General features: G+C 61.8%; 23 protein-coding genes and 1 pseudogene. 16 read left to right on the top strand and 8 right to left on the bottom strand.

Going from position 1 to position 23,911, the window contains the following annotated elements:
* Positions 1–78 precede the first annotated feature (78 nt).
* The 10 genes from JOD78_RS02065 to JOD78_RS02020 all read left to right on the top strand — a co-directional run bounded on the left by JOD78_RS02065 (position 79) and on the right by JOD78_RS02020 (position 10,020).
* The gene (locus tag JOD78_RS02065; RefSeq protein WP_209568983.1) at positions 79–1,149 is read left to right on the top strand and encodes a ligase-associated DNA damage response exonuclease; all 1,071 of its coding nucleotides are present in this window, start codon (positions 79–81) and stop codon (positions 1,147–1,149) included.
* The gene (locus JOD78_RS02060; protein ID WP_209568985.1) at positions 1,142–2,845 is read left to right on the top strand and encodes an ATP-dependent DNA ligase; all 1,704 of its coding nucleotides are present in this window, start codon (positions 1,142–1,144) and stop codon (positions 2,843–2,845) included. The genes JOD78_RS02065 and JOD78_RS02060 overlap by 8 nt, the downstream gene beginning before the upstream one ends.
* Positions 2,826–5,384 carry a ligase-associated DNA damage response DEXH box helicase gene (locus JOD78_RS02055; protein WP_209568988.1) on the top strand — a complete coding sequence of 853 codons (2,559 nt, stop codon included), beginning with the start codon at positions 2,826–2,828 and terminating at the stop codon, positions 5,382–5,384. The genes JOD78_RS02060 and JOD78_RS02055 overlap by 20 nt, the downstream gene beginning before the upstream one ends.
* A complete protein-coding gene (gene pdeM / locus JOD78_RS02050; RefSeq protein ID WP_121040163.1) occupies positions 5,381–6,037 on the top strand; it encodes a ligase-associated DNA damage response endonuclease PdeM in 657 nt (218 codons plus the stop codon). Before JOD78_RS02055 ends, pdeM begins: the two co-directional genes overlap by 4 nt.
* Positions 6,038–6,098: 61 nt before the next feature.
* Complete coding sequence (locus JOD78_RS02045) at positions 6,099–6,902, top strand: transporter substrate-binding domain-containing protein (protein WP_134136275.1); 804 nt, start codon at positions 6,099–6,101, stop codon at positions 6,900–6,902.
* A 290-nt stretch (positions 6,903–7,192) separates the two neighbouring features.
* Positions 7,193–7,861, top strand: coding sequence for a hypothetical protein (locus JOD78_RS02040; protein WP_121040159.1), 669 nt, complete (start codon positions 7,193–7,195; stop codon positions 7,859–7,861).
* 368 nt (positions 7,862–8,229) lie between these two features.
* Complete coding sequence (locus tag JOD78_RS02035; protein WP_209568989.1) at positions 8,230–8,724, top strand: hypothetical protein; 495 nt, start codon at positions 8,230–8,232, stop codon at positions 8,722–8,724.
* On the top strand, positions 8,715–9,332 hold the full coding sequence (locus JOD78_RS02030) for a hypothetical protein (protein ID WP_134040174.1): 618 nt from the start codon (positions 8,715–8,717) through the stop codon (positions 9,330–9,332). The genes JOD78_RS02035 and JOD78_RS02030 overlap by 10 nt, the downstream gene beginning before the upstream one ends.
* Before the next feature lie 69 nt (positions 9,333–9,401).
* The gene (locus JOD78_RS02025; protein WP_134040172.1) at positions 9,402–9,842 is read left to right on the top strand and encodes a hypothetical protein; all 441 of its coding nucleotides are present in this window, start codon (positions 9,402–9,404) and stop codon (positions 9,840–9,842) included.
* A gap of 34 nt (positions 9,843–9,876) precedes the next feature.
* The gene (locus tag JOD78_RS02020) at positions 9,877–10,020 is read left to right on the top strand and encodes a hypothetical protein (RefSeq protein ID WP_209568991.1); all 144 of its coding nucleotides are present in this window, start codon (positions 9,877–9,879) and stop codon (positions 10,018–10,020) included.
* Positions 10,021–10,046: 26 nt separating this feature from the next.
* On the opposite strand, the gene JOD78_RS02015 is transcribed toward JOD78_RS02020, so the two are convergent.
* The 4 genes from JOD78_RS02015 to JOD78_RS02000 all read right to left on the bottom strand — a co-directional run bounded on the left by JOD78_RS02015 (position 10,047) and on the right by JOD78_RS02000 (position 16,400).
* The gene (locus JOD78_RS02015; RefSeq protein WP_209568993.1) at positions 10,047–11,432 is read right to left on the bottom strand and encodes a hypothetical protein; all 1,386 of its coding nucleotides are present in this window, start codon (positions 11,430–11,432) and stop codon (positions 10,047–10,049) included.
* Positions 11,433–11,538: 106 nt separating this feature from the next.
* Positions 11,539–12,624 carry a nucleotide excision repair endonuclease gene (locus JOD78_RS02010; RefSeq protein WP_227022691.1) on the bottom strand — a complete coding sequence of 362 codons (1,086 nt, stop codon included), beginning with the start codon at positions 12,622–12,624 and terminating at the stop codon, positions 11,539–11,541.
* A 186-nt stretch (positions 12,625–12,810) separates the two neighbouring features.
* Positions 12,811–15,384, bottom strand: coding sequence for a DNA ligase D (ligD, locus tag JOD78_RS02005; protein ID WP_209568996.1), 2,574 nt, complete (start codon positions 15,382–15,384; stop codon positions 12,811–12,813).
* Complete coding sequence (locus tag JOD78_RS02000) at positions 15,381–16,400, bottom strand: Ku protein (RefSeq protein WP_209568998.1); 1,020 nt, start codon at positions 16,398–16,400, stop codon at positions 15,381–15,383. The genes ligD and JOD78_RS02000 overlap by 4 nt, the downstream gene beginning before the upstream one ends.
* 229 nt (positions 16,401–16,629) lie before the next feature.
* Here JOD78_RS02000 and JOD78_RS01995 point away from each other — a divergent pair, with 229 nt between their 5' ends.
* The 4 genes and pseudogenes from JOD78_RS01995 to JOD78_RS01980 form a co-directional block, all read left to right on the top strand.
* Positions 16,630–18,324 carry a thiamine pyrophosphate-binding protein gene (locus JOD78_RS01995; RefSeq protein ID WP_209569000.1) on the top strand — a complete coding sequence of 565 codons (1,695 nt, stop codon included), beginning with the start codon at positions 16,630–16,632 and terminating at the stop codon, positions 18,322–18,324.
* Between the two features lie 3 nt (positions 18,325–18,327).
* Positions 18,328–18,585 (top strand): hypothetical protein, encoded by a 258-nt coding sequence (locus tag JOD78_RS01990; protein WP_209569003.1) that lies wholly within the window; start codon positions 18,328–18,330, stop codon positions 18,583–18,585.
* Between the two features lie 147 nt (positions 18,586–18,732).
* Positions 18,733–18,951 carry a hypothetical protein gene (locus tag JOD78_RS01985; RefSeq protein WP_121040144.1) on the top strand — a complete coding sequence of 73 codons (219 nt, stop codon included), beginning with the start codon at positions 18,733–18,735 and terminating at the stop codon, positions 18,949–18,951.
* Between the two features lie 72 nt (positions 18,952–19,023).
* Positions 19,024–19,563 (top strand): annotated as a pseudogene (locus JOD78_RS01980) (type 1 glutamine amidotransferase domain-containing protein); the annotation flags it as partial.
* A 394-nt stretch (positions 19,564–19,957) separates the two neighbouring features.
* Here the strand turns inward: JOD78_RS01980 and JOD78_RS01975 are convergent.
* The 3 genes from JOD78_RS01975 to JOD78_RS01965 all read right to left on the bottom strand — a co-directional run bounded on the left by JOD78_RS01975 (position 19,958) and on the right by JOD78_RS01965 (position 21,358).
* A complete protein-coding gene (locus JOD78_RS01975; RefSeq protein ID WP_121040142.1) occupies positions 19,958–20,206 on the bottom strand; it encodes a hypothetical protein in 249 nt (82 codons plus the stop codon).
* A 141-nt stretch (positions 20,207–20,347) separates the two neighbouring features.
* A complete protein-coding gene (locus JOD78_RS01970; RefSeq protein WP_209569005.1) occupies positions 20,348–20,917 on the bottom strand; it encodes a DUF4142 domain-containing protein in 570 nt (189 codons plus the stop codon).
* A 168-nt stretch (positions 20,918–21,085) separates the two neighbouring features.
* Positions 21,086–21,358, bottom strand: a complete 273-nt coding sequence (locus JOD78_RS01965) for a PQ-loop repeat-containing protein (protein ID WP_034329984.1) — start codon at positions 21,356–21,358, stop codon at positions 21,086–21,088.
* Between the two features lie 289 nt (positions 21,359–21,647).
* Here JOD78_RS01965 and JOD78_RS01960 point away from each other — a divergent pair, with 289 nt between their 5' ends.
* Positions 21,648–22,151: a CBS domain-containing protein gene (locus tag JOD78_RS01960; protein WP_209569007.1), complete on the top strand. Its 504-nt coding sequence runs from the start codon at positions 21,648–21,650 to the stop codon at positions 22,149–22,151.
* Positions 22,152–22,518: 367 nt separating this feature from the next.
* Here JOD78_RS01960 and JOD78_RS01955 read toward each other — a convergent pair whose 3' ends face one another.
* The gene (locus tag JOD78_RS01955) at positions 22,519–22,779 is read right to left on the bottom strand and encodes a hypothetical protein (protein WP_134136265.1); all 261 of its coding nucleotides are present in this window, start codon (positions 22,777–22,779) and stop codon (positions 22,519–22,521) included.
* Between the two features lie 288 nt (positions 22,780–23,067).
* Between JOD78_RS01955 and JOD78_RS01950 the strand changes: the two genes are divergently transcribed.
* The gene (locus tag JOD78_RS01950; protein ID WP_034336803.1) at positions 23,068–23,823 is read left to right on the top strand and encodes a YoaK family protein; all 756 of its coding nucleotides are present in this window, start codon (positions 23,068–23,070) and stop codon (positions 23,821–23,823) included.
* Positions 23,824–23,911: the final 88 nt, after the last annotated feature.

Genomic DNA, 23,911 nt, shown 5'->3' with positions numbered 1-23,911 from the left:
AGGCATGGACAAAGCCCGCCGGACACGGCACAACGGAGCCGCACGATTTCGACAAGGCAGAGCGAGGACACATCAGCAATGGCAGGCAAGGAAGACATGGTCGTGGTACGCAAAGAGGGCCTGTATTGCGTGCCCGGCGATTTCTACATTGATCCCTGGCGACCGGTGGCGCGCGCGGTGATTACGCATGCCCACGCCGACCACGCGCGCGTAGGGCATGGCCACTATCTGGCAGCAGCGCCGGGGGCCGGCATCCTGCGTGCGCGGCTGGGCGCAGAGATCAACCTGCAGCCCCTGCCCTATGGCGAAACCATCACCCACAATGGCGTGCGCCTGTCTTTGCACCCGGCCGGCCACGTGCTGGGCTCGGCGCAACTGCGTATGGAACATGAAGGCCGCATCTGGGTAGCCTCCGGCGATTACAAGCTGGAAGCGGATGGCACCTGCGCCCCCTTCGAGCCGGTACGCTGCGACGCCTTCATTACCGAGTCCACATTCGGCATGCCGATCTACCGCTGGCAACCACAGCGGGAAATTTTCGAGGAAATCAACCAATGGTGGCGCAGCAATGCCGCCGAAGGGCGTGCCAGCGTCTTGTTCTGCTATTCCTTCGGCAAGGCGCAGCGCATCCTGCACGGCATCGATGCCAGCATTGGCCCCATCGTGTGCCATGGCGCGGTAGAGCCGCTCAATCGCCTCTACCGCGAGGCCGGGATCGCCCTGCCGGAGACACTGACGGTCGGCGAAGCGGAAGCCAGCAAGCGCGGCAAGGCGGCCGCCTACGCGGGCAGTCTGGTGATTGCCCCGCCATCGGCGGCCGGGTCGCCCTGGATACGCCGCTTCGGCGACTACAGCGATGCCTTCGCCAGCGGCTGGATGCGCCTGCGCGGCACGCGCCGCCGGCGTGGCGTGGATCGCGGGTTCATCCTCTCCGACCATGCGGACTGGCCGGCCCTGCACGAAGCCATCCACGCCACCGGTGCTGAACGCGTCATCGTCACCCACGGCCAAGTCGCCACCATGGTGCGCTGGCTGCGTCAGAACGGACTGGATGCCGGGGCCTTCGCCACTGAATACGGAGATGAAGAAACTGACGAGAACCCCAGCCCCGCCGCCGCCGTGACGGCGCAGGAAGGCGGCCATGCGTGAATTTTCACGGCTGTATGCCGAACTGGACGCCACCACCTCCACCACCCGCAAGCTGGCGGCCCTGCAGGATTACTTCGGCCGCGCCGATGCCGCCGATGCGGCCTGGGCGGTGTATTTCCTGGCAGGCGGCAAGCCGCGCCAGGCCGTCCCGACGGGCTTGCTCAAACAATGCGCCATGGAATACGCGCAGATCGATGAATGGCTGTTCGAGGAGTGCTATCACAGCGTCGGCGACCTGGCCGAGACCATCGCCCACGTCCTGCCGCCGCCCAAGGGGTCAAGCGACCTGGGGCTGGCGCGCTGGATGGAAGAGCGCATCGCACCCTTGCGCGGGGCCGATCCTGCCGTGATCCGCACCGCCCTGTTTGCTGCCTGGGATGAACTGGACTGGCAGGGACGCTTCCTGCTGGCCAAACTGATCGGCGGCGGTTTCCGGGTGGGCGTGTCGCGGCTGCTGGTCACGCGTGCACTGGCCAGCGTCGCACAACTCGATCCCAAGCTGGTGGCGCAACGCATGGTTGGTTGGACAGATGGCCGCGCCCGTCCGGACGCCCGCCGTTTCGCCGCGCTCATCGCGCCGGCGGACGGCCAGGATGCGCAGTTGCAGGGCGGCCAGCCCTATCCATTCTTCCTGGCGCATCCCCTGTTGGAAACACCGGACACCCTGGGTCCGCTCTCGGACTGGCAAGTCGAATGGAAATACGACGGCATCCGCGCCCAGCTGGTGCGACGTCAGGGAAGCAACTGGCTGTGGTCGCGCGGTGAAGAATTGATCACGGATCGCTTCCCCGAGCTAGCCGCTTTGGCCCTCCCGGACGGCACCGTGATCGATGGCGAGATCGTGATCCGCCTGCCCGATTCCGGCCCCCGGGCCGATCGTGTGGCCCCCTTCGCCGATCTGCAAAAACGTATCGGCCGCAAGAACCTCACCGCCCGACTGCTGGCGGACCTGCCGGCCGGTTTGATTGCCTACGACCTGCTGGAGCAGGATGGGCAAGACCTGCGCAGCCTGCCCCAGCACGAACGCCGCAGCCGGCTTGAAACGCTGGTGCAGGCCCATGCAAGCCCGGCGCTGATGCTCGCACCGCAAATCGCCTCGGGCGACTGGGAGTCACTGGCGCGATTGCGCAGCACCTCGCGCGAACGCGGCGTGGAAGGCATGATGCTCAAGCAACGGGAAGCCCGCTACGGCATTGGCCGCACGCGCAATGTCGGCACCTGGTGGAAGTGGAAGGTCGATCCCTATTCCATCGATGCCGTGCTGATCTACGCCCAGGCCGGCCATGGCCGACGCGCCTCGCTCTACACCGATTACACCTTTGCCGTCTGGGAGGCGCCGGACGACCAGGGCGAACGCAAGCTCGTGCCCTTCGCCAAAGCGTATTCCGGCCTCACCGATGCCGAAATTGCCGTGGTGGACCAGGCCATCCGCAAGACGACCATCGAGAAATTCGGCCCCGTCCGCAGCGTCAAGCCGAGCATGGTGTTCGAGATCGGCTTCGAAGGGATTGCGCTGTCCTCGCGCCACAAGGCAGGCATCGCCGTGCGCTTCCCGCGCATCCTGCGCCAGCGCCTGGACAAGACCATCGAGCAGGCCGATACCCTGGCCAGCCTGCGGGCGCTGCTGGGGCCGTCGGCCAGCCTGCCGCCTGAAGAAAAACAGAAAGAACTGCATCGTGCCACGCAAGACGACTAACTCCCGTGCGCCCGCACTGAAACGCGCAGAACAATGGTTCAGCCAGCGCGGCTGGGAAGTCTTCGATTTCCAGCGCGCCGTCTGGCAGGCCGCTGCCAGCGGCCAAAGCGGCTTGCTGCATTCCGGCACGGGGTCCGGCAAGACCTATGCCGTCTGGTTCGGAGCCCTGCTCCATGCCGAGCCGAGGCTCGGCCAGCCTGACCTGCCCGCCAACGCTCCTGGCTTGCGGGTCTTGTGGATTACACCGATGCGCGCCCTGGCGGCCGACACCCTGCGCGCCCTGCAAGCGCCGCTGGCCGATCTGCTGCCGCACTGGCAGGCGGGCATGCGGACCGGCGATACCGCCTCCGGCGAACGTGCGCGCCAGATGAAATCCCTGCCGCAGGCGCTGGTGACCACCCCTGAAAGCCTGTCCCTGCTGCTTTCGCAAGCCGATGCCCGGCAGCGCTTTGCCAGGCTCGATGCCGTCATCGTCGATGAATGGCATGAGCTGATGGGCAACAAGCGCGGCGTGCAGGTGCAATTGGCGCTGGCGCGACTGCGCCGCTGGCGGCCCGGAATGGTGGTCTGGGGGCTGTCGGCGACGCTGGGCAATCTTGAGCAATCACTGCAAGCCCTGCTGGGTCCGGCAGCTGCCGAACAAGGCGTACTGGTACGCGGCGAACAGCGCAAGCGCATCGTCATCGACACCCTTCTGCCGCCGCAACCGGCACGCTTCGCCTGGGCCGGCCACCTGGGCATGCAGATGCTGCCGGCCGTGGTGCAGGAGATCGAGGCCAGTGGCAGTACGCTGGTCTTCACCAATACCCGGTCCCAGGCTGAACTTTGGTACCAGAATTTGTTGGACGCCCGGCCTGACTGGGCTGGCATCATCGCCTTGCACCATGGCTCGCTGGACCGCGAAGTGCGGGACTGGGTCGAACACGGCCTGCGCGATGGCCGGCTCAAGGCCGTGGTCTGCACCTCCAGCCTGGACCTGGGCGTGGATTTCACGCCGGTAGAGCGGGTATTGCAGATCGGCAGTCCGCGTGGCGTGGCCCGCTTGCTGCAACGTGCCGGACGTTCCGGCCACTCCCCGGGTCGCAGTTCGCGCGCCACGCTGGTGCCGACCAACAGCCTGGAACTGGTGGAAGCCATCGCGGCCCAGGATGCGATCGCAGCGGGTCGTGTGGAACAGCGTCCGGTACCGGAAACGCCACTGGACGTGCTGGTGCAGCATCTGGTCACCATCGCGCTGGGCGGCGGCTTCCAGGCCGATGCGCTGCTGGACGAAGTAAGGCAAGCCTGGTCTTATCGCGATCTGCGCGAGGACCAGTGGCAGTGGGCGCTGGATTTCGTGGTGCGCGGGGGCCAGAGCCTGACCGCCTATCCCGAATACCACCGGGTGCGCCAGGGCGAGGATGGCGTCTACCGTGTGGATGTGCCCGCCATCGCGCGCCGGCATCGCATGAACATCGGCACCATCGTGGCCGATGCCAGCCTGCATGTGCAGTACATGAAGGGCGGACGCATCGGCACCATCGAAGAAGGTTTCATCGCGCGCCTGCGTCCGGGTGACCGTTTTCTCTTCGGGGGGCGGGTGCTGGAATTTGTCCGGGTGCATGAGATGACGGCCTGGGTCCGCCGCAGCACCGCCGGCAGTGGCGCGGTTCCTCGCTGGCAAGGCGGGCGCATGCCCTTGTCCTCGACACTGGCGCATGCTGTCCTGGATCGTTTGCAGCAAGCCGAGCAACAGCACTTCGACGGCCCCGAGATGCAGGCCGTGCAGCCGCTGCTGGCCTTGCAGCATGCCTGGTCGGCGCTGCCAACGGGGCAGCGGCTGGTGGTGGAAGCCCTCAAAAGCCGCGAGGGGCATCACCTGTTCTTCTATCCCTTTGCCGGGCGTCTGGTCCACATGGGGCTGGCCTCGCTGCTGGCCTGGCGACTGGCCAGCACGCGCGCCGCCACCTTTTCCATTGCCGTGAACGACTATGGTTTCGAATTGCTGGCGGCGGACCAGGTGGAGATGGCCCGTTTGGCCCCGCAACAGGCGCAGGACCTTTTCAGCGAAGAACACTTGCTGGAGGACGTGCTCGCCAGCCTGAACGCGACGGAATTGTCGCAACGGCGCTTCCGCGAGATCGCCCGCATTGCCGGACTGGTCAGCCAGGGCTATCCGGGCCAGCACAAGAGCGCGCGCCAGTTGCAGGCGTCGTCGGCGCTGTTCTTCGAGGTCTTCCGCAAGCATGATGCCGGCAATCTGCTGCTCACCCAGGCCCAGCGCGAGGTACTGGAACAGGAGCTGGAACTGGAACGCCTGCGCAGCACCCTCGCCGAGCTGCGGGCGCGCACCATGACGCTGGTACAACTGGAGCGCCCTACCCCGTTTGCGCTGCCGCTGATGGTGGAACGCTTCCGCGAGAAACTCTCGACCGAGAAACTGGCGGACCGTGTCGCACGCATGCTGCGCGAGCTGGAAGGTGCCGCAGACAAGACCGCTTCTCGTGAACAACCCCAGCCCGCCGCACGGCGCAAGGCCAAGCCCAAGACAGCTGCATGATGCACTACCCCAGCTTCGACGCCGATGGCGCCATCCTGACCATGTTGCCGGAACGCGCCCTGCTGTGGCGCGAGCGCGGCATGCTGATCCTGGCCGATGTGCATTTCGGCAAGGCGGCGGCGTTTCGGGCGGGCGGCATTCCCGTCCCGCACGGCACGACCCGCGCCAACCTGGAGGCCATTGATGCGCTGGTTCAGCAGCATGCGGTGCGTCACATCGTGTTCCTTGGGGATTTCCTGCATGCTCGCGCGGGCCGTGCTGCAGGAACGCTCGCGGCGCTGGCGCAATGGCGTGGCCGCAACGCGGGGCTGACGCTCACGCTGGTGCGCGGCAATCACGACCATCATGCGGGGGATCCGCCTGAAGCACTGGGCATGGAGCTGGTCGATGAACCCTGGCGGGTCGGCCCGCTGGCCTTTTGCCATCATCCGCAGACGGTCGACGGTGCCTTTGCCATTGTCGGCCATGTGCATCCGGTGTATCGCCTGTCCTCGGCGGGCGACAGCTTGCGGCTGCCCTGCTTTGTCGTGGATGAGCGCTGGGCGATGCTTCCGGCCTTTGGCGCGTTCACGGGCGGCTATCGTGTCGATGCCTTGCCGGGGCAGCGCATCTATCTGGCGGCGGAGGATTGTGTCTTGCCGCTGCCGGGCTGAACCCCCATGCAATATGGGGGTATCATCGGCGCGCTGATATTCATAAGAGGAGACCAAGAAAATGACATCCAAACACCGCCTGCTGGCCCTTTCAATTGCACTCGGTCTGGGCGTGCTGGCCAACGCGCCGGCACAGGCCGATGCACTGGCCGACATCCAGAAGGCCGGCGTGGTTCGTATCGGCGTACCGCAGGACTTTGCGCCTTTCGGTTCAGTCAATACGGACCTGCAATTGCAGGGGCTGGACATTGATGTGGCCAAGCTGATCGCCCAGAAAATGGGCCTCAAGGTGCAACTGGTCCCGGTGGCCAGCGCCAACCGCATCGCCTATCTGCAGACGCACAAGGCCGACCTGGTGATCTCCACCCTGGGCAAGAATGCCGAGCGTGAGAAGGTGATCGATTTTTCCCAGCCCTATGCGCCCTACAACAACAGCGTGTTCGGTGTGGCCAGTGTGGCGGTGAGCGGCCCTGCGGACCTGGCCGGCAAGACCGTGGGCGTGGCACGCGGTACCTTCCAGGATTTGCAACTGACCGACACGGCGCCCAAGAGCGCCACCATCAAACGCTACGAGGACAACAACGCCATGATCTCGGCCTATGTCTCGGGCCAGGTACAGCTGGTGGGCACGGGTGACTTCGTGGCCTACGCCCTGGCGGAGAAGGCACCCAACAACAAGCCGGTGCTCAAGTACATCATCCAGGAATCGGCCTGCAACGTCGGCTTGAACAAGGGCGAGACGGCCTTGTTGGGCAAGGTCAACGAGGTGCTGACGGCGGCCAAGAAGAGCGGCGAACTCAATGCCATTGTTCAGAAATGGCTCAACGTGCCGCTGCCGGCGAAGATGGCCAGCACGTTCCAGTAAAGAGCAAACCTGGTTGAAGCTTCATGTCGCCATGCTGCGGCATGAAGCTTTATTTTTCTTGCCCATATTTCAGTCATGAATTAACGAACTTTTTCGATGGAGGGTGAAGGCCCGGATTGGCAAAATGCACGGCACAAAAATGAGCGGGCTTATTGCTGAGCGCCGCTGCCATGCAGCAGTCGATACGGGGGTAGCACGGGGACAACTTGATGCCAGCGTGGTGTTGAAGACCAACACACGTTCATTCGCAGTACAGCGCGAATGGCGGACCATCAAGATGAGGCTATCCCGTGACGCAAGATGCAGCACCGCCCGGCAGGCAGCACAGCGCGCCTGTTGCAGCACGCTTACTTTCCACACTCCTTTCTGGTTTCCCCTCTACGCTGTTCGGGCCCGGCCTGTTGCAGCACGCGCGCCTGATCACGCTGGCCAGCGCACAGGACGCTGGATTTCCCGAATCCCTGGTCGTGGGGCGCTTCCACGGCCATAAGATTTTGATTTTCTCAATACTACTATCAGCACTTCCTGTTTCAGGTAAGGCTAACGCCGCGAATTTCGAATCGCGCAGTTCGTTCAGCAGCGGGAAGAATTTGTTTTCCTTCAAACAGGGAAAGCGGACGGTTAGATTTGATCTCGACATCCATGTCAATGGTTGGTCCATCAACTGCACAAGAACTCGGGCCGTCGTCTGGGGCGTCGATCTTGGCCTAAGTCAATCAGGTGTACCGTCAGTAAGCAAGGTTTACATCATTAACCTTGATAGCAGGAAAATCATTAATCACTACACAATCACACGTGGTCCATTTAGTGCCGCATTCAGCGCGGATCATAGAACGGTGATAGTAGATGACTATGTGATAGACCAAAATTCAGGAAAAGTGCTGAGCATGACGGATAACGTAAAGATAGCCACGGAAGCTTGTCCATCATTCCCCGGAAAGCATTCGGAACAAAAGTAATTGATTAGTAATTCAGAAGCAGGTCAGCTCCGCAACACCACGTACGCAATTCTCATCGCCCTTGCTGCTCATCAGGCCAATGCAAGCGCAGCCATGGCTTCGCCATTGACATCAATTTGGAGAAAAAATAACACTCCGCAATACCGCGCAAGCGATCCTGATCACCCTTGCTGTCACCCAGGCAAACGGGTCAGGACGTTTAGACAGTCACTGATGAGGCAACCAGCGGTATCGCACATATTTGAGCCATGGCACATCGATGCCAACAGCAAAGATAAAGACGTACCACTACCTCATATGCAAATCACACAGAACAAGAAAACACACGCGCATCATTTCCACATCACCATCTTGGAAGAAAAGATTTTATGATCAGCAAATTTCCTCTTGTGCTGTTTCATACCTTGTTGATCCTTTGCACTGCAGCTTCGGCCAACCCGCACAGTACAGATTTTCCACCTCTTGACGTTTATGGAGAGATAAAACATAACGCGTGTCTCCCCGAACAAAAGCAGTCCATGTTGAAGAGACTACCGGAGGACGCCCGTGGCTTAGTTGATGCCCTTTTATGTGTAAAGAAAACAGAAGCCAGCAAAACCTATTTGCTGAGGCATATGCGCAAATTCATTAAAAGAACAGGACTAGACGAAAATTATATTGAGCGCACCAAAGTGATCAAAGCCGACCCCGAGCTTGCAGAAGAACTACTGAGCGCAGGCGAAGCATGGAATGTAGATTTGGAGGTCACTACTGACAGAATCCAGCTCAACTTCATGCCAAATGAAGTTTGTCATTCCAGTCGGAATTTAATTCGGCTCAAAGGAAAATGGTGGATCGCCGAAACCGATGATGCTTGCGATTAGTTTCTCGCTCAGCCATCTCAGGCCCGGCAGACATCACTGACAGACAAATTGACGCAATGGTTTTTGTCAACCAAGCATGTTTGCAAGGCCGCACTCTCAGCTTTGCTCAAGGAAAATGGCTTCTCTACAAAATTGGCGAAGCATGCGATTACCTCTCCCTATTTCTCTCAATGTTTTTCTTATTTCCAGATCCGATCAGCGCCTCGAACATTGAACTTCGCAATTCGTTCCGCGGCGGAGCAAATGGATTCGCATTCGAAGCAGGAAAACGTACAGTTTCAATTCCGCTCGGTATCCGAGTGAGCGACTGGGCCGTCAACTGCTCAAGAACCCGTGCCATTGCATGGGGACAAGATCTAAGTAAAGCACGGATAGGTGCCCCGCCCGTTAATAAGATTTACGTCATCGATCTAAAAAAGAGAAAGCCGATCAATCATTTCACGAGAACGAGGGGCCCCTACGAAGCGGCCTTCAGCAGGAATCACAGAACAGCGATAGTGGATCACGATATCGTGGATCTGACGACAGGAAAGGTGGTCGACGTGATTTACGACATGAATCTTGATTTGGAAACTTGTCCCGCATTTCCCGGAAAGCAGTCAGGCTAACAATTACCGACTACTGCTGCCCTCATGATGTCGAGGCGCAAAAGGCTCAAGCTCAGAAATTTACGAATCATGAAAATACCAGGCACGATACTTTCTTTCCTTGGCGGGGCCACTGCCGCAAGTTTGCTGATCTGCGTCTACCTTGTCTGGAAGCCAGCTACCGTAAAAATCCATCGCCTGGCCGCACCGCTGCAGCTCGGCACGAAGGAGGCTTCCAATGGACTTTTACCGGTTGGCACAACGCTCTATTACGACACCTCGTTCCCTGAAGGATTTTCCCGCTATAAAATTTACGTCAACATCGACCGCATGCCGCTGCCGCTGGAGAACCTGCCGGATCCGACCATGATCGCCCCGTTAGAAGCAGCTCCTTTCCGTCAGGAAGCCCTGCTGAAACTTCTCAGGAATCATCCCCTTACCAGAAAGGATCTCGATACGATTCTCAGCACTGGCTATCTATCCAAGGACGAAATCAAAGAAGTACTCAGTGAATTCGTGGCGTCAAGATGAAACGACGAGCTGCTCGATCACCTGATGAAAGCCGGTGAAGCCTGGCGTCACCACAACCGTCACCGATGAGCAAATTGAGGTGATGTTCTTTGCCGACGAAGCCTGCGTGGAAAGCCGCAGCCTCCGACTCGACCAGGGAAAATGGCTGCTCTACGGGCTTGGCGCAGGATGCGATTAAGCATCGCGACAGCGCCGCCGACCCCGTCAGCGCTGCGTCCACTCATCAGAACTTGCTCGACACCCCAACCCCCACTTGCGTTCCGCATCCCCGCTATCGGGCAGCAAGCCGTTCGAATAATCCAGGCTCAGGCCCACGTTCTGGTTGAAGTTGTACGTCAGCACCGACTTCCAGTAATGAATGCTGCGATTGCCCTGCAAAGCCTTCAATCCGGTATAGGTCGTGGTGAAATCAAACGGCAAGGCCGGATTGGTCGAAGACAGCGTGAACCCCGCCTGCGCCCCCAGTCGGATGAAATCCCGGTGCTGGTCGTAGACATCCGGATCCCCCCGGTTGATGTAGATACCGTTACGGCTCTGGCCAATCAGAATCGGCTTGAACGCCAGCCCGTTGTTCCAGCGCAGGAAATCGTTGAGCACGCCCGGGCGAACCGGCGTAAGCGTGAAGTTGACCGTCAGCAGGCGGCTGCCGTCGGTATTGTTGACCAGGTAGTCGGGACGCGCCGTCAGATCCTCCGTATTGGCCGTATCCGCATGCGCGAAGTGAAAGGCGGACAGCATCCCGATCTGGCTGGTGCGCGTCGTGGTGATCTCGGGATTGCCCGTGTCATAGGTGGTCACCCGGTTCTGCTTGAAGCCCACATAAGGCACCGCCTCATAGGTGCTGCCCGGCTCGCCCATGGCCCGCTTGTCCAGCGAATACCCGGCAAACACCACAACATCATTGGTACGCGATTGCGCCACATCGTCATTGGCCAGCGACACCCTGGCCCGGTCGACCGAGGCAAAAGCCGCCTTGTTGCGATGATCGATGGAAAGCTGGTCAGGATTGCCGCGAATGCGTACATGGTCCATCCAGCCCGCCTGCTGAGCCTCCTGAGCCTGCGCCGTGGCTGGCGCGGCGGGTGCGGCCGCTGGCGTCGATGCAGGAGCCGGTGCCACGCCCATGCGCAAGGCGGCATCTGCATGGGCCAGCCGCGGAGTGGCATCGGCCGTCGTGCAGCGCAAGGCCACGCGGCTGTTGTCGCGGAAGAAGGCGATGACATCGCTGCGGCCACTAGGCTGGAAACGGGCATCCTTGCCATCCAGCAGCGATTGCACATCGGCCGCCATGTGGTCGACGTTGCAGCTGTCGCCCTGGCAGGCCTGTCCCCCTGACTTTTCCGTGGCGCGCTTTTGCAGCAGCCAGGCGACCAGCGCGCGCGGCGAGTTCAGCGGCGCTGGCTCCTTGCCGACCGACAGATAGGCGGTACTCACGGGATAGGTACGGATCAGCGTGGCAGCCAGCTGGTCCTTGTCCAGCGTTTGCTCGGTGTTGCAGAAACCTGCGGAATCAGCGGCATGGGCCGGGTTCAGACTGATGGGAGCGGCCAGCAGGATGGCGGCGACAGGGAGAGGGAATCGTCGTTGCATCGGATCGAAGGGAGTCAAAACAGAAAAAGCGGGAGGAGTGTGATGCGGACTTCTGGTCCGGCAAAAACAGCAAGGGCCGGGAAGACCGGCCCAAGTCAATGCGAATTCAGCCCTGCGCCAGCGGCAGCCCGGGCAGTGGACGCAATTCCAACTGGCCCAGCAGATACGGCTGGATCATCAGTTTGTAGCTGTCCAGGTCAAAACCCTTGAGACTGGCGGCCGGACGGCTGGCCAGTTGGCGGTTGTCCCGGTCCAGCGAGCCCAGATAACGCCAATGATCGATGACATGCACCTGCTGCCAGCCATCACCCTGCTCTACCAGGGCCATCGGGCCAGCATAAGGCCAAGGCAGGATGCGCAGGTCTTCCAGCGCCTGCATCAGGCGCTGCTGATGCTGTTCATGCGTTTCTTCACCGGTGCAGGCACCGCGGCAGCGGCGGATCTGGCGGCCGAAGCAGGCCATGCCGACACCATCGGCCTGCTCCAGACCGGTGGCAATGGAGCACAGGCCATGGCGCTCGACCATCTTTTGCAGCGCTTCCTGTGCAGCACGCTCGCTGGTATAGATGCCAAACAGATTCTCGGCACGGCTGAATTCACGTTCCTCGACCTGGGCCACCTGCGGCTGGCCGGCAGCGTTCAGGCGCAAGGTGAACAGTCCACGCTTGGTGCGCTGCTTCTTGTTGTGCGACGGACGCAGATCGCGCAGCAGGCTGCTTTCCAGCAGGGCAGCGCCCAGCTCACCGGCGGTGCGACGACATTCGATGCGGCGGGTCTGGCCGATCAGGAATTGTTCTTCATGATTGTGCAAATGGGCCAGCACGCGGCTGCGCAGGTTCACGCTGCGGCCCACGTACAAAGCCTGATCGTTCACACCACGCAAAATGTAGACGCCGCAGGCTGCGGGCAAGGCTTCAATGCTGGCGCGGTCGATATGCAGCGGATAGCTGAACGTGGCAGCGCGATGGGCCGCCGGCTGCGGTGCATTGAAGGTGGCGCGGGGCAAGCCCGCGTGGCGCAGGCCGCGCTGTCCTTCCTGTTCCAGCAGGCGGTCCACCAGTGCCGCCGGCAACTTGCGCGGCTGGGCAACGTGCAGCGCGGCGGGAGCCTGCGGCATCAGGGCCGGCATCACGGCTTGCAAGGGGCGGGTAAACAGCTGGGTCAGCGAAGTGCGGTGGCTGATGGTATTCATGGCGCTGGCCAAATCCTTCTTGTTGTTCATGTCACGGCGGGGCGTGCTCTGTCAGGTTGCAAACGGACCGGCTAGCCGCGTCCATCAAGTTAAAGTGGATTATGAAGTTTGCCCTTGTCATCCACAGTCGGCAGGAAGATGAACCGCGTGTAGGACATCACCTCCTTGTTGAGCTTGCCGGTCGGCTCAGGCCGGATCGAAGGCATTCAGCATGGCGCGCGTCAGGCGCTGCGGAGGCTTGTTGAAATCGGCCCAAGGGTCGCTGTGGGACAGGCTTTCCAGCCTTTTCTGCATGGTGGAGACCCGAAAATGGTCGGCCTGCACGCCCTGCTCCAGCTCTTCCCAGGTGATCGGCACCGACACCGGCGCGCCGTCGCGGGCGCGCACCGAATACGCCACAACCGTAGTGGCACCGGGCGCATTGCGCAGGTAGTCAATGAAGATCTTGCCGGTGCGGGCGGCCTTGCTCATGCGGGCAATGAAACGATCCGGCAGCAGGCGCGCCAGATGCGCCGCCAGGCGGTGTGCCCAGTCCTTGATGACGTCCCAGTCGTGTTCCGGACGAATTGGCACCATGACATGCAGGCCCTTGCCGCCGGAAGTCTTCAAAAAACAGCTCAGGCCAAGCTCCTCCAGCAGCCCCCGTACCAGTTGCGCACCCTCCACCACCGTGGCCCAGGGCACATCAGGTGCCGGATCGAGGTCGAACACCACCCGGTCCGGCTTGTCCAGCGCCCGCCCGGTGGCCCCCCAGGCGTGCAGCTCCAGGACGCCCATCTGGACGGTGGCGACCAGTCCGGCGACGTCGTTGACCATCATGTAGCGGGCCGTACCTTCGCCTTCCGGCACTTCTATGGTCTCGATGGCGTCCGGCATGCCCTGGCCAGTGTGTTTCTGGAAGAAGCACTTCCCGGCATGGCCATCCGGGCAGCGCACCAGGGATAGCGGGCGCTGCTTGAGTTCGGGCAGGATCCAGGGCGCAACGCTCTGGTAGTAGCGCGCCAGTTCCAGCTTGGTCAGGCCGGTATCGGGGAACAGGATCTTGCCGGGATGCGTCAGTTTGACGCCCTCCACCATCACGGGCCTGGACAGGTCCTGGGCGCTGCGGCGGACGGGTGCTTTCGGCTTCGCTTCCGCGTTTTCGGGATGGACCTCATCAGAGGCGCTTCCCGGCGTTTCCCTGACGATCTCCTCCGGTGCCTTGTCCTCGCGCAGCGCTACGAAGCTGCCGTGACGCAGGATGCCGGACTTGGTCCACTGGGCGAATTTCACCTCTGCCACCAGTTCCGGCTTCAGCCAGTGCACGCCACGCCGCTGCTGCCCGGTCGGCGGATTGACGAAGGCAGGCTGGTCCTGTTCGCGCTGGTGGAACTGCTTGAGCATGCTGCCCAGCAAGCGTTCGTCGAAGCCCGTGCCCACGCGGCCGGCATATTGCAGTTGCCCTTGTTCGTCATGCACACCCACCAGGATGGCCCCGAAGCCGCTGCGCTGTCCGGCCGGCTCCGTATAACCCGCGATGACGAACTCCTGCCGATGTTCGCACTTGACCTTGATCCAGTTGCGGTCGCGCCGCCCGCTATAGGGCGCATCGGCCCGCTTGACCACGATACCTTCCATCCCGTGCTGGCACGCGTGGCGAAATACTTCATCTGCGTGGCCAGCGATATGCTCGCTGTAGAGCAGCAAGCCCTGTTCATCGCCACCCGGAATCACCTCGCGCAACAGCTCCTTGCGCTGGTGCAGCGGGAGTTCGCGCACGTCATGGCCATTCAGGTACAGCAGGTCGAAGGCGTACAGGGCCAGGCGGATGCCGTTGGCCTGCTGGCGGTCGCCGCGCACCAGATTTTGCAGGGCCTCGAAACTGACACGGCCGTCGGCATCCAGTGCCACCACCTCGCCGTCGATCCAGGCCTGATCCACCGGCAGCTTGGCCAGCGCCTCCACCAGGATGGGCCAGCGATGGCTCCAGTCCAGTCCTTCCCGGGTATGGATGGCAGCCCGGCCGTTCTCGATGCGGCACAGGCCGCGATAACCGTCGAACTTCAGTTCGGAAAGCCATTCCTCGCCCTGGGGTGCGCTGTCGGCGAGCGTGGCCAACTGCGCTTCCATGCGTTCGGACATGTCGCTGGTGGATTGCGCGGGCGAAGGCGCGATGGCCTTGCCAGCAGGGGGCGTATCCCCCTGGTCCTTCACGCTTTCCGGGCGCAGGTCGGTGATGGCGGCGGCTGCGCCGGTGCGGGCGGCGTCATCTTCTTCCTTGATGAGCAGCCAATTCTCCTTGCCGTCCTCGGCAGGCTTGCCCATGCGCACCAGAGCCCAGCGGCCCTGCAGTTTCTCACCCGTGAGCAGGAAGCTGAGATGGCCTTTCCTGAGCCCGGCCTGCGGATCGCCATGCGGTTGCCATTGGCCGCGATCCCACAGCACCACGTGGCCGGCACCGTACTGGTGGGCCGGGATATCGCCTTCAAACGTGCCGTAATCAAAAGGATGGTCTTCGACCCTCACGGCGAGCCGCTTGTCATGCGGGTCCAGGCTCGGCCCTTTGGGAACGGCCCAGCTCTTGAGTACGCCATCGAGCTCGAGCCGGAAGTCGTAATGCAGCCGACGTGCATGATGGCGCTGGATGAAGAACTGCAAGCCCTCCGGTGAGGCCTGCTTGCCCTGCCGCCGGGCAGCCTGAGCGTGGCCGGACGGCTCGGGCGTGACGCTGAAATCACGCTTGGCATGGTAACGATCCAGTGCGGAAGAAGACCGGCTCATGCCTGCGCCCTCCTGGCGTTGGCGCGCGCAGGCATGCTGCGCGCCGTACTCTTGCTGGCGGCGGCCTTGCTACGGGGCGATGCCTTGCTGCGGGCCGCCGTTCGGGACTCGCTCTTGGCCGAGCTGCGGCGTTTGGCAGCAGGCTTGCGGTCGGCCATCTTGTGGACCTTGGCAGTGCTCTCTTCTGCCTTGTCTTTCGGGGCTGGCTTGGATTTGCCTCGTCCCTCCAGACTGCTCTTGAGCAAGGCCATCAGGTCCACCACCTTCGCGCCCGACGTGGCTGGCGCAGCGGCCTCATCGGGTTCGGCCACCGCATGCGTCTGGCGGCTCTTGATCTTCTTCTTGATGAGCGCCAGCACGTCATCACGATAGGTATCGTGGAACTGGCCGGGCTCCCAATCGGAAGACATGTGATCCACCAGCGCCCGCGCCATCTCGACTTCCTGCTTGGACACGGCGGATTTCTTCGATTTGCGTGACGGCACCGGCAAGTCATCCGGTGCCCGCAATTCGCTGGGATAGCGCAAGGTGATCAGTTGCAGCATGTCGCCTTGGGGAATCAGGGCGGCCAGATGCTGCCGGGTACGGATGACAATCTGGGCAATGGCCATCTTGTCGCTGGCCAGCAGGGTTTCGCGCAGCAAGGCGTAGGCCTTGTCGCCGCCCTTGGCCGGGGCCAGGAAATACGGCTGCTCATAGTAGAGGATGGGGACTTTCTCACGCTCCACGAAGCTCTGGATGTCGATGCTCTGGGTCGCCTCCACATTGGCCTGGCGCAAATCTTCATCGGACATGAGGACGAACTTGCCCTCCTCGTACTGGTAGCCCTTGATGATGTTTTCCCAGGGGACTTCGCGCCCGGATTTCTTGTTGTAGCGCTTGTAGCCCACCGGAGACAGGTCGCGCTTGTCGAGCAGGGTGAAATCCAGCTCATCGTGTTTTTCGGCGGTATAGAGTTCGACCGGGATATTGATCAGCCCGAAGCTGATGGCTCCCTTCCACAGTGCGCGTCGCATCGCTTCCTCCGCAAGTTCGCTGATGCGCCGATTATCAAATCGCCCCGTCCGCCGCGCAGTCGGACTGCCGATGAAGCCCGCGTAGGAATGTGCCGCTCCCGCCCGCCATGGCGCGCCTTGCGGCCTCCCGCCCGGTCTTCTCCTACATGGATTTACCGCACATGCCGATACAGGCCCGGCACTGCCGGACTTACTCTTGAGCGATTCCCTCCCCCTCCCAGGAGCCGCCATGCCCGCTACCGTTGCAGACATTCTCATCGACACGCTCTACGAGATCGGCGTGCGCCAGATCTTTGGCGTCGTCGGTGATGCCTTGAACCCGCTGACCGACGCCATCCGCCGTGACAAGCGCATCGAATGGATCGGTGTACGCCACGAAGAAGGCGCCGCCCTGGCCGCCGCCGGCCAGGCCAAACTGACCGGCCGCCTGGCCGTGTGCTGCGGCACCACCGGCCCCGGTGCCAACCACCTGGTGGCCGGGCTCTACGAAGCCCGCAAGGACCACGCGCCGGTGCTGGCCATTTCAGGCGGTGTGCCCGCGGCCAAGCGCGGCACCGACTATTTGCAGGAAAATTCACCCGACATGCTGTTCCGCGATGTGGCTGCCTACAGCCAGGTCGTCACCAGCCCGGAACAGGCCCCCGCCGTGTTCCACCAGGCCATCGCCCAGGCCTATGCACAGCGCGGCGTAGCGCACCTGAACATTCCTGCAGACATCATCGGCGCCAAGGTCAGCGGCACCGTCCCCAGCATTCATACGCTGCGTGAACGCAGTGAACTGGCCCCGCCGGCCGCCGAGATTGCCGCTGCGGCTGAACTGATCAATGCCGCCGGCTCGGTGGCCATCTTCGCCGGCAATGGCTGCCGCGGTTCCATCGACCAGGTGCTGGCCCTGGCCAGCAAGCTGCAGGCTCCGGTCATGCATACCTTCCGAGGCAAGGATCTGGTGGCTTACGACCATCCGCACTGGATCGGCGGAGTCGGCCTCATTGGTGGCGCGCCTGGCACTGATGCCCTGCATGGTGCAGAGGTGATGCTGATGCTGGGCTCGGATTATCCGTATTCGGAATTCCTGCCGACCAAAGCCAAGATCATCCAGATTGACGAACGCGGTTTCGTGCTCGGCCGCCGCGCCCCGGTCACGCTGGGCATTACCGGCTCGGTCGGACCGGCCGTGCAAGCCTTGCTGGAAAAGGTCGACGGCAAGACCGATGGCAGTTTCCTGCAGAAAGCCAATGCCGATCGTGAACGCTGGAACAGCAAGCTGGACAGCGCCGCCGAGATCAAGCGCCATCACAAGAAGATCAAACCGCAAAGCGTGGCCCGGGCCCTGAGCGACCTGGCCGACGATGATGCGCGCTTCGTGATCGATACCGGCGTGGTCACGCTGTGGTGCGGCAACTGGATCCGCCAGCGCGGCCAGCAGCGCCTGCTGGCCTCGTTCAACAATGCCGCGGTCGGCACTTCGCTTGGCCAGGCCAATGGCATCCAGGCACTGGACCGCGAACGCCAGGTGATCGTGGGCGTGGGTGACGGCGGCTTCACCATGCTGCTGGGCGAGTTCATGACCAGCGTGGAACACAAGCTGCCGGTCAAGGTGATCGTCTTCAACAACCGTGAATGGGGCCTGGTGCATCTGGAGATGGAAGAAGCCGGCATGCCTGCCTTCGAGGGCTCGGAATTCCCCAATGCCGACTTCGCCGCCTTCGCCCGTGCCTGTGGCGGCCAAGGTTTCACTGCGCGCGCCCCGGAAGAGTTGCAGGAGAGCCTGCAGCAGCTGCTGGCCGCGCCTGGCCCGGCGGTGCTGGATGTTTTCATCGATCCGTCGGAGCTGCCCGTCATGCCGCACATCAAGATGGAGCAGATCTGGAAATTCGGCCTGGCCAAGGTCAAGGAAAGCCTGATTGCCATGCAAGGAGGATGAACCATGGATGCCATCGAACAGCAACGAGAAGAGTACGCCAGGCAGCTGCGCCTGCGTTTCGAGCAATACAAGCGCTGGGCCATCGAGCACTGGCCCGTGGCGGAACAGCCGCTGGACGACAGCGCGTTCATTGCGGCCGAACGTGAACTGGATCTGCTCACCGGCACCATGCTGCACCCGGGCCGCAAACCCGACGGCATTCCCGCCAGCGGCGCGCAGCAAACGCAGTTCGAAGACGTGACGCCAGCACCCTGGCCGTGAAATCTGCGCGGGGAGAAATCTTCCTCGCGCATTCTTACGTGCGGTTGCGCCTCCCGCTTATAGGGGGGCAGCGGCAGGCGCAGTAAGCTTCATCTCACAGGCTGCACCGCTTGCCAGCCCATTCCATCAGACCAGAAGGAGAACAGCATGAGCGAAAGCAAAACCGGCAAGGACCATCGTCCCAACCAGTACGACACGCCGTCCGAAGTAACGCTGGATGAGGCCAATGAGATGAGCTTCCCCGGCAGCGATCCGGTGTCCACCTCCAACATCACGCGCATCGAAAAGGCGCCCGAGATGGACAAGGCCAAGGACGACCACCAGAACAGCCACCGGGTCAAGGAAAACACCCCCAAGGCCAACTGATCCAGTTGCGCCCGATTCCTGGGCGGCCGGTGCATGCCGGCCGCTTTTTTATTTGATGAAGGGAGAACCATGATGAGCAATCGCTACAACCAATTGAAGGTCGCCGTGCTGGTGACCGATGGCTTCGAGCAGGCCGAACTGCTGGAACCGAAAAAGGCGCTGGAAGCCGCCGGCGCGACGGTCCACATCCTCTCCGACAAGAGCGACAGCGTGCAGGGCTTCAAGCACGTGGACAAGGGCGAAGTGGTCAGTGTCGATGACAGCCTGGATAGCGCCAATCCGGCTGATTATTCGGCCGTGCTGCTGCCGGGTGGCGTGGTCAATGGCGACGCCATGCGCCTGCTGCCCGAAGCCCGCAATTTCGTGCGCGCCGCCAATGATGCGGAAAAGCCCATCGCCTCCATCTGCCATGGCGGCTGGCTGCTGATCTCGGCGGGCATCGCCAAGGGGCGCACCGTCACCAGCTGGCCCAGCCTGCAGGACGACTTCAAGAATGCGGGTGGCCAGTGGGTCGACCAGGAAGTGGTGCGGGACGAAAACTTCGTGTCCTCGCGCAAACCCGCCGATATCCCGGCCTTCAACAATGAATTCATGAAACTGCTGGATGAGCAGCAGCGCCGTGAACAGCGCCAGCAACCCGCCGACGCTGCAGGCGATGGCTCCATCTCTGCCGGCGGCTCCTCCAAACCGCAATTGTCGGAGAAAGGCAGTGCCCCGGCCGCACCGCCCAACCATGAAAGCGAAGCCTTTGCGGTCGCCCATGGCGAATCGGCGCAAAGCGATGGTTAAGCACGGTTTCAGGCTGATATGAAGGAAAGTGAAAATCGAGGGCTAGCCCCTCGATTTTTTATGGCCGGGCGACGGGTTGGCTCTGAAGCGCGCGCCTGTTGCGTGAAGGAATTGACCAAAACTGCCAGCCCTGAAAATGAGCATGCCGCCCGGACCACGCCGGACGGCATTGGCAGCACCAAGGACGCCAGGCAAATGGCCGGCATCCATCGGCGGCCTAGCCCCTCTGTTCCGCTTGATGCTTGTGCATGGCTTCGGCCAGCAGTGCCAAGGCAGCCTTCTCGGCCGCTTTACGTTTCTTGCAGATACGCACCGGTTGCGCACCGAGGTCCAGCAAATCCATGTGCCAGAGTTCATCAATACGGGTATCGATGTAGGCGACGTATTTGTGCTTGTCCAGCTTGGTGACACGCGGCATGAAATGACCGGCTTGCTGCTGTTCGACGGAGCGGGCGAAGTGTTTCATGGCAAGTCTCCTGGGCACACGGGCGTGAGGGGGGGACGGCATGACAGGGAGCGGGAGTGAAGCTGACTACAGCTTAGTCGATCAACGCCGCAAGGGAAGGTTTATTTCATTTGCAGAGCTGATCGACTGAAGGGATGACGATTATTTCTTGGCGGCATCCACAGTTTTCTTCAGATCACGGCCCATCTGCAGGTGTTCCTGCAGGCCCGGCAGCGTCTTGGCGGCAAAAGTCTTCACATCCGGATCTTGAGCTTCCTTGGACGACTTCTGGAACAGCTTGACCGCATCTTCATGGGCGGACACGCCAATCATGCTGGCATAGCGCTTGTCGAAGGTATTGCCCTTGAGCTTCTCCAGGATGGCGATCTTGGCGCGCTGGGCCATGCTCGGTTCGGCCGGCAGGGTGACATCCTTGCTCGAGGCCAGTTGCTTGAGTTGCTCATCCACCGTGGTGTGCTGGTCGATCATTTTCTGGGCGTAATCCTTGACGGCCTGGTTGCTGCTCTTTTCGAGCGCGATCTTGCTGGCTTCGACTTCGGCATGACCGGCTTCGGCGGCGTTGGTCATGAAGCTCTTGTCCTTGCTGTTCACGGACTCGGCCGCGGCATTGAAGGACAAGGCGGCCCCGGCGATCATCAGGAGGCCGGCCCCGATCAGGCGGCGGCTGGCGCAGGTGTGCGGGCGGGATTGAATATTCTGCGTACGTTGCATGAAAGGCTCCTTGTCGTGTGGATGATGGATCAGCTTCTGCCCCATTCGGGGCTGCCATGTTTTCACTGTAGTCAGGAAGCGCGGCGGCTTGCATCAGACAGCGCCAATGACCGATGTAAGAATCGATGAGCGGGATGGCGCCCGGATCATGCGTGACTCATGCGTGACTCACTGCTGCCGGCGGCGATTGCGCAGATACAGCACCTGCCCCAGCAATGCGGTAAAGAGCAGGAACACATTGGAGACTACAAACACCCAGTCCCCTTGCAGGACGCTGTAGGCGACGAAGCCGGTAGAAGCCGCCAGTTGGCCCGCAAAGAGCCAGTGCGAGACGCCCTGGGTGGAGCGGCTGCGCCACTGTTCGTAGACCTGGGAGGAGATGGTGAGCAGAAGGATGAGGGTCGCGCCCCAGCCGATGAGGTCGGTGATGTGATCGGACATGATGGTCGAGATGAGCCCGTGAAGGCCCGGCAAGCGAATGGTGTGCCGATGGTGGACCAAGCCGGCAGCGGCCACAGTCGGCCAGCGCCGCGAGGCGGTGTAGGAAGTTTCCCCGGCAGCCCTGCAACGCAGGTCGGCGCATTCGCACGGGCCTGCGCGAATTGGCCGACCCGACAAAGGGCGCATGTGGCATTGCGGCATCGGCCTCACTTCCCTAGTCTGGAGTGGAAGTCAAGATCCCCCTTCAGATCCCCCTTTACAGCCATTCCCATCCACTCAGGAGGTCAACATGCACGCTACCCGAACCATTGCCGACGTCATGACACGCGGTGTCCATACCTTGAGCCCGGATGATTCCGTCATCCGGGCCGCCCAGGCGATGGAGTCACTGGACGTAGGCGCCCTGCCCGTCTGCGATGCCCAGCACAATCTGGTCGGCCTGGTCACCGACCGCGACATCGTTCTGCGCGCCGTGGCCCGCAATCGCCTTTCCGAGAGCCTGCCGCTGACCGAGGTAATGAGCCACGAGGTCCTGTGGTGCTACGAAGATATGGTGCAGCGCCAGATCCGCCGCCTGCCCGTGATGGACCGCCAGAAGAATCTGGTCGGCATGGTGAGCCTGGGCGACGTCGCCGCCAAGACCCAGAATCGCGGCGTGGGCAACGCACTGGCGGAGATTTCCTTGCCCGCTGCACCGGTGCGTCCGGCACAGGAAGTGTCGCCTTCTGGCGACTTCGAATTGCCGGAAGTGCGCAATAGTGACATGCACGAGGTCAATATCGGCCACAACTAGTACTGGCGCGGCTTTGCGGGGCATCTGGAGAGACGCGCTGTAGGTGTTTTCCTACGCGTTTATTGGACACTGTCCGATCTTCTTTTTTGCGCTGCATCGCTACTATGCATCTCAACGAACTCGAAACCGAGGACCCCACATTCCGATACGAACGTCCCCCTCCGTCGTGTCATGAATACAGTCCATCCCCCATCGGTTTATCCCCACGAGTCGTTTTCATAAGCAGAAATTCTCCGGCGATTCCCCCGATCCCCGGCGTCTTATATCCCTCCCCCTCAGGCCGCCTCCCCAGGCGGCCTTTTTTTATCTTCATTTTTATCCGCATTGGTTTCTTCACCTGAAGAATGGTTCGCATGGGTCGAATGATTCACTTGCCCTGTCCGGCGATAAACGCCAGAGCATCGGCATAGGCCAGTTCGCTGGTCGTGCGCAACATCGGGCAGACATGGGTAGAGACCGGCTCCTGCGGCGCTTGCGGGGAAGCGCCGATGAGCACGATGCCGCGAAAGCCGCCTTCCTCGGATTGCTGCACGCCTGGCTGCATGAGCGCTCCTCCTTGCGCATCGGCCACGGGGCCGCTCAGTTCGCCCAGATGGTGACCGCCGGGAATGTCGATGGGAATGCTCATGGTGTGCTCCTCTGTTCAAGGTGAAAGACCCGGCAGGAAGAAACCTGTGCCGCCCGCGCCACTGACGCAGGTCAGGCAATGCAGCCTCTTTCCCCGCGCCGGGCCAGGAAGAAGTATTCTTGTCAGCATAAGAAACACTGAAGGCAAAGGCAGCAAGAAGCCACCGGCTCTCTGCGTAGGAAGCGGCGAAGATGAGTCTCTCCGGGGGGACAGGAGAGGCAGACGTTGCGCAGGGGTGGCTGGGGGATGCTGTCGCCTGGGGTGCTTGCCTCTCTGTCTGGAACCGTCATGCCCATCAATTACCTGCGCCGTCTGACCAGTCCGGCGCGCACCGATCTCTCCAACCGCCATCTGGGGCGTTCACTGGCCTTCATCGCCGGCGCCGTCAATGCGGGCGGTTTCCTGGCCGTGGGCCAATACACCTCGCACATGTCGGGCATCGTCTCCTCGCTGGCCGACAACCTGGTGCTGGGGGAAACCCTGCTGCTGGTGGCCGGCGCCAGTGCCTTGCTGTCGTTCCTGCTGGGAGCGGCCTGTTCGGCGGTGATGATCAATTGGGCGCGGCGGCGCGGCCTGCACAGCGAATACGCCATGCCGCTGATGCTGGAAGCCATGCTGTTGCTGTGTTTTGGCATCCTCGGCAGCAATCTGGAAAATCACCGTCTGCTGTTCGTGCCGGTGACCGCGGCCTTGCTGTGCTTCGTGATGGGTCTGCAAAATGCCATGATCAGCAAGATTTCGCGATCGGAGATCCGTACCACCCACGTCACGGGCCTGGTCACCGACATCGGCATCGAGATCGGCAAGATGTGCTACTGGACCCTGGCCCCCCGCCAGCCCCATGAGGCGGTGACGGAAGATCCCGTGCCGGGTGCGCGGCGCAAGTTCATGCTGCTGTCCTCGCTGTTGCTGATGTTCTTCCTGGGGGGCGTGACGGGTGCTTTTGGCTTCAAGGCGCTGGGCTTCCTCGCGACCATGCCGCTGGCAGCCGCATTGTTCCTGCTGGCGCTGGTGCCGATGATGGATGATCTGGCACGCAATTGAAGCCTCCCATCGGAGGCGGGCTGCAGGCAACAAAAAAGGCGCTCAACGCGCCTTTCGTTTTATTGTTATCGACTTAGGTGCACCGCCC

The organism is Herbaspirillum sp. 1130, assembly GCF_017833835.1.
In the GTDB taxonomy this organism is placed as follows: Bacteria; Pseudomonadota; Gammaproteobacteria; order Burkholderiales; family Burkholderiaceae_D; genus Herbaspirillum; species Herbaspirillum huttiense.
The sequence above is the reverse complement of the archived record's forward strand: the minus strand, read 5'-3'. Positions and strand labels throughout refer to the sequence as shown.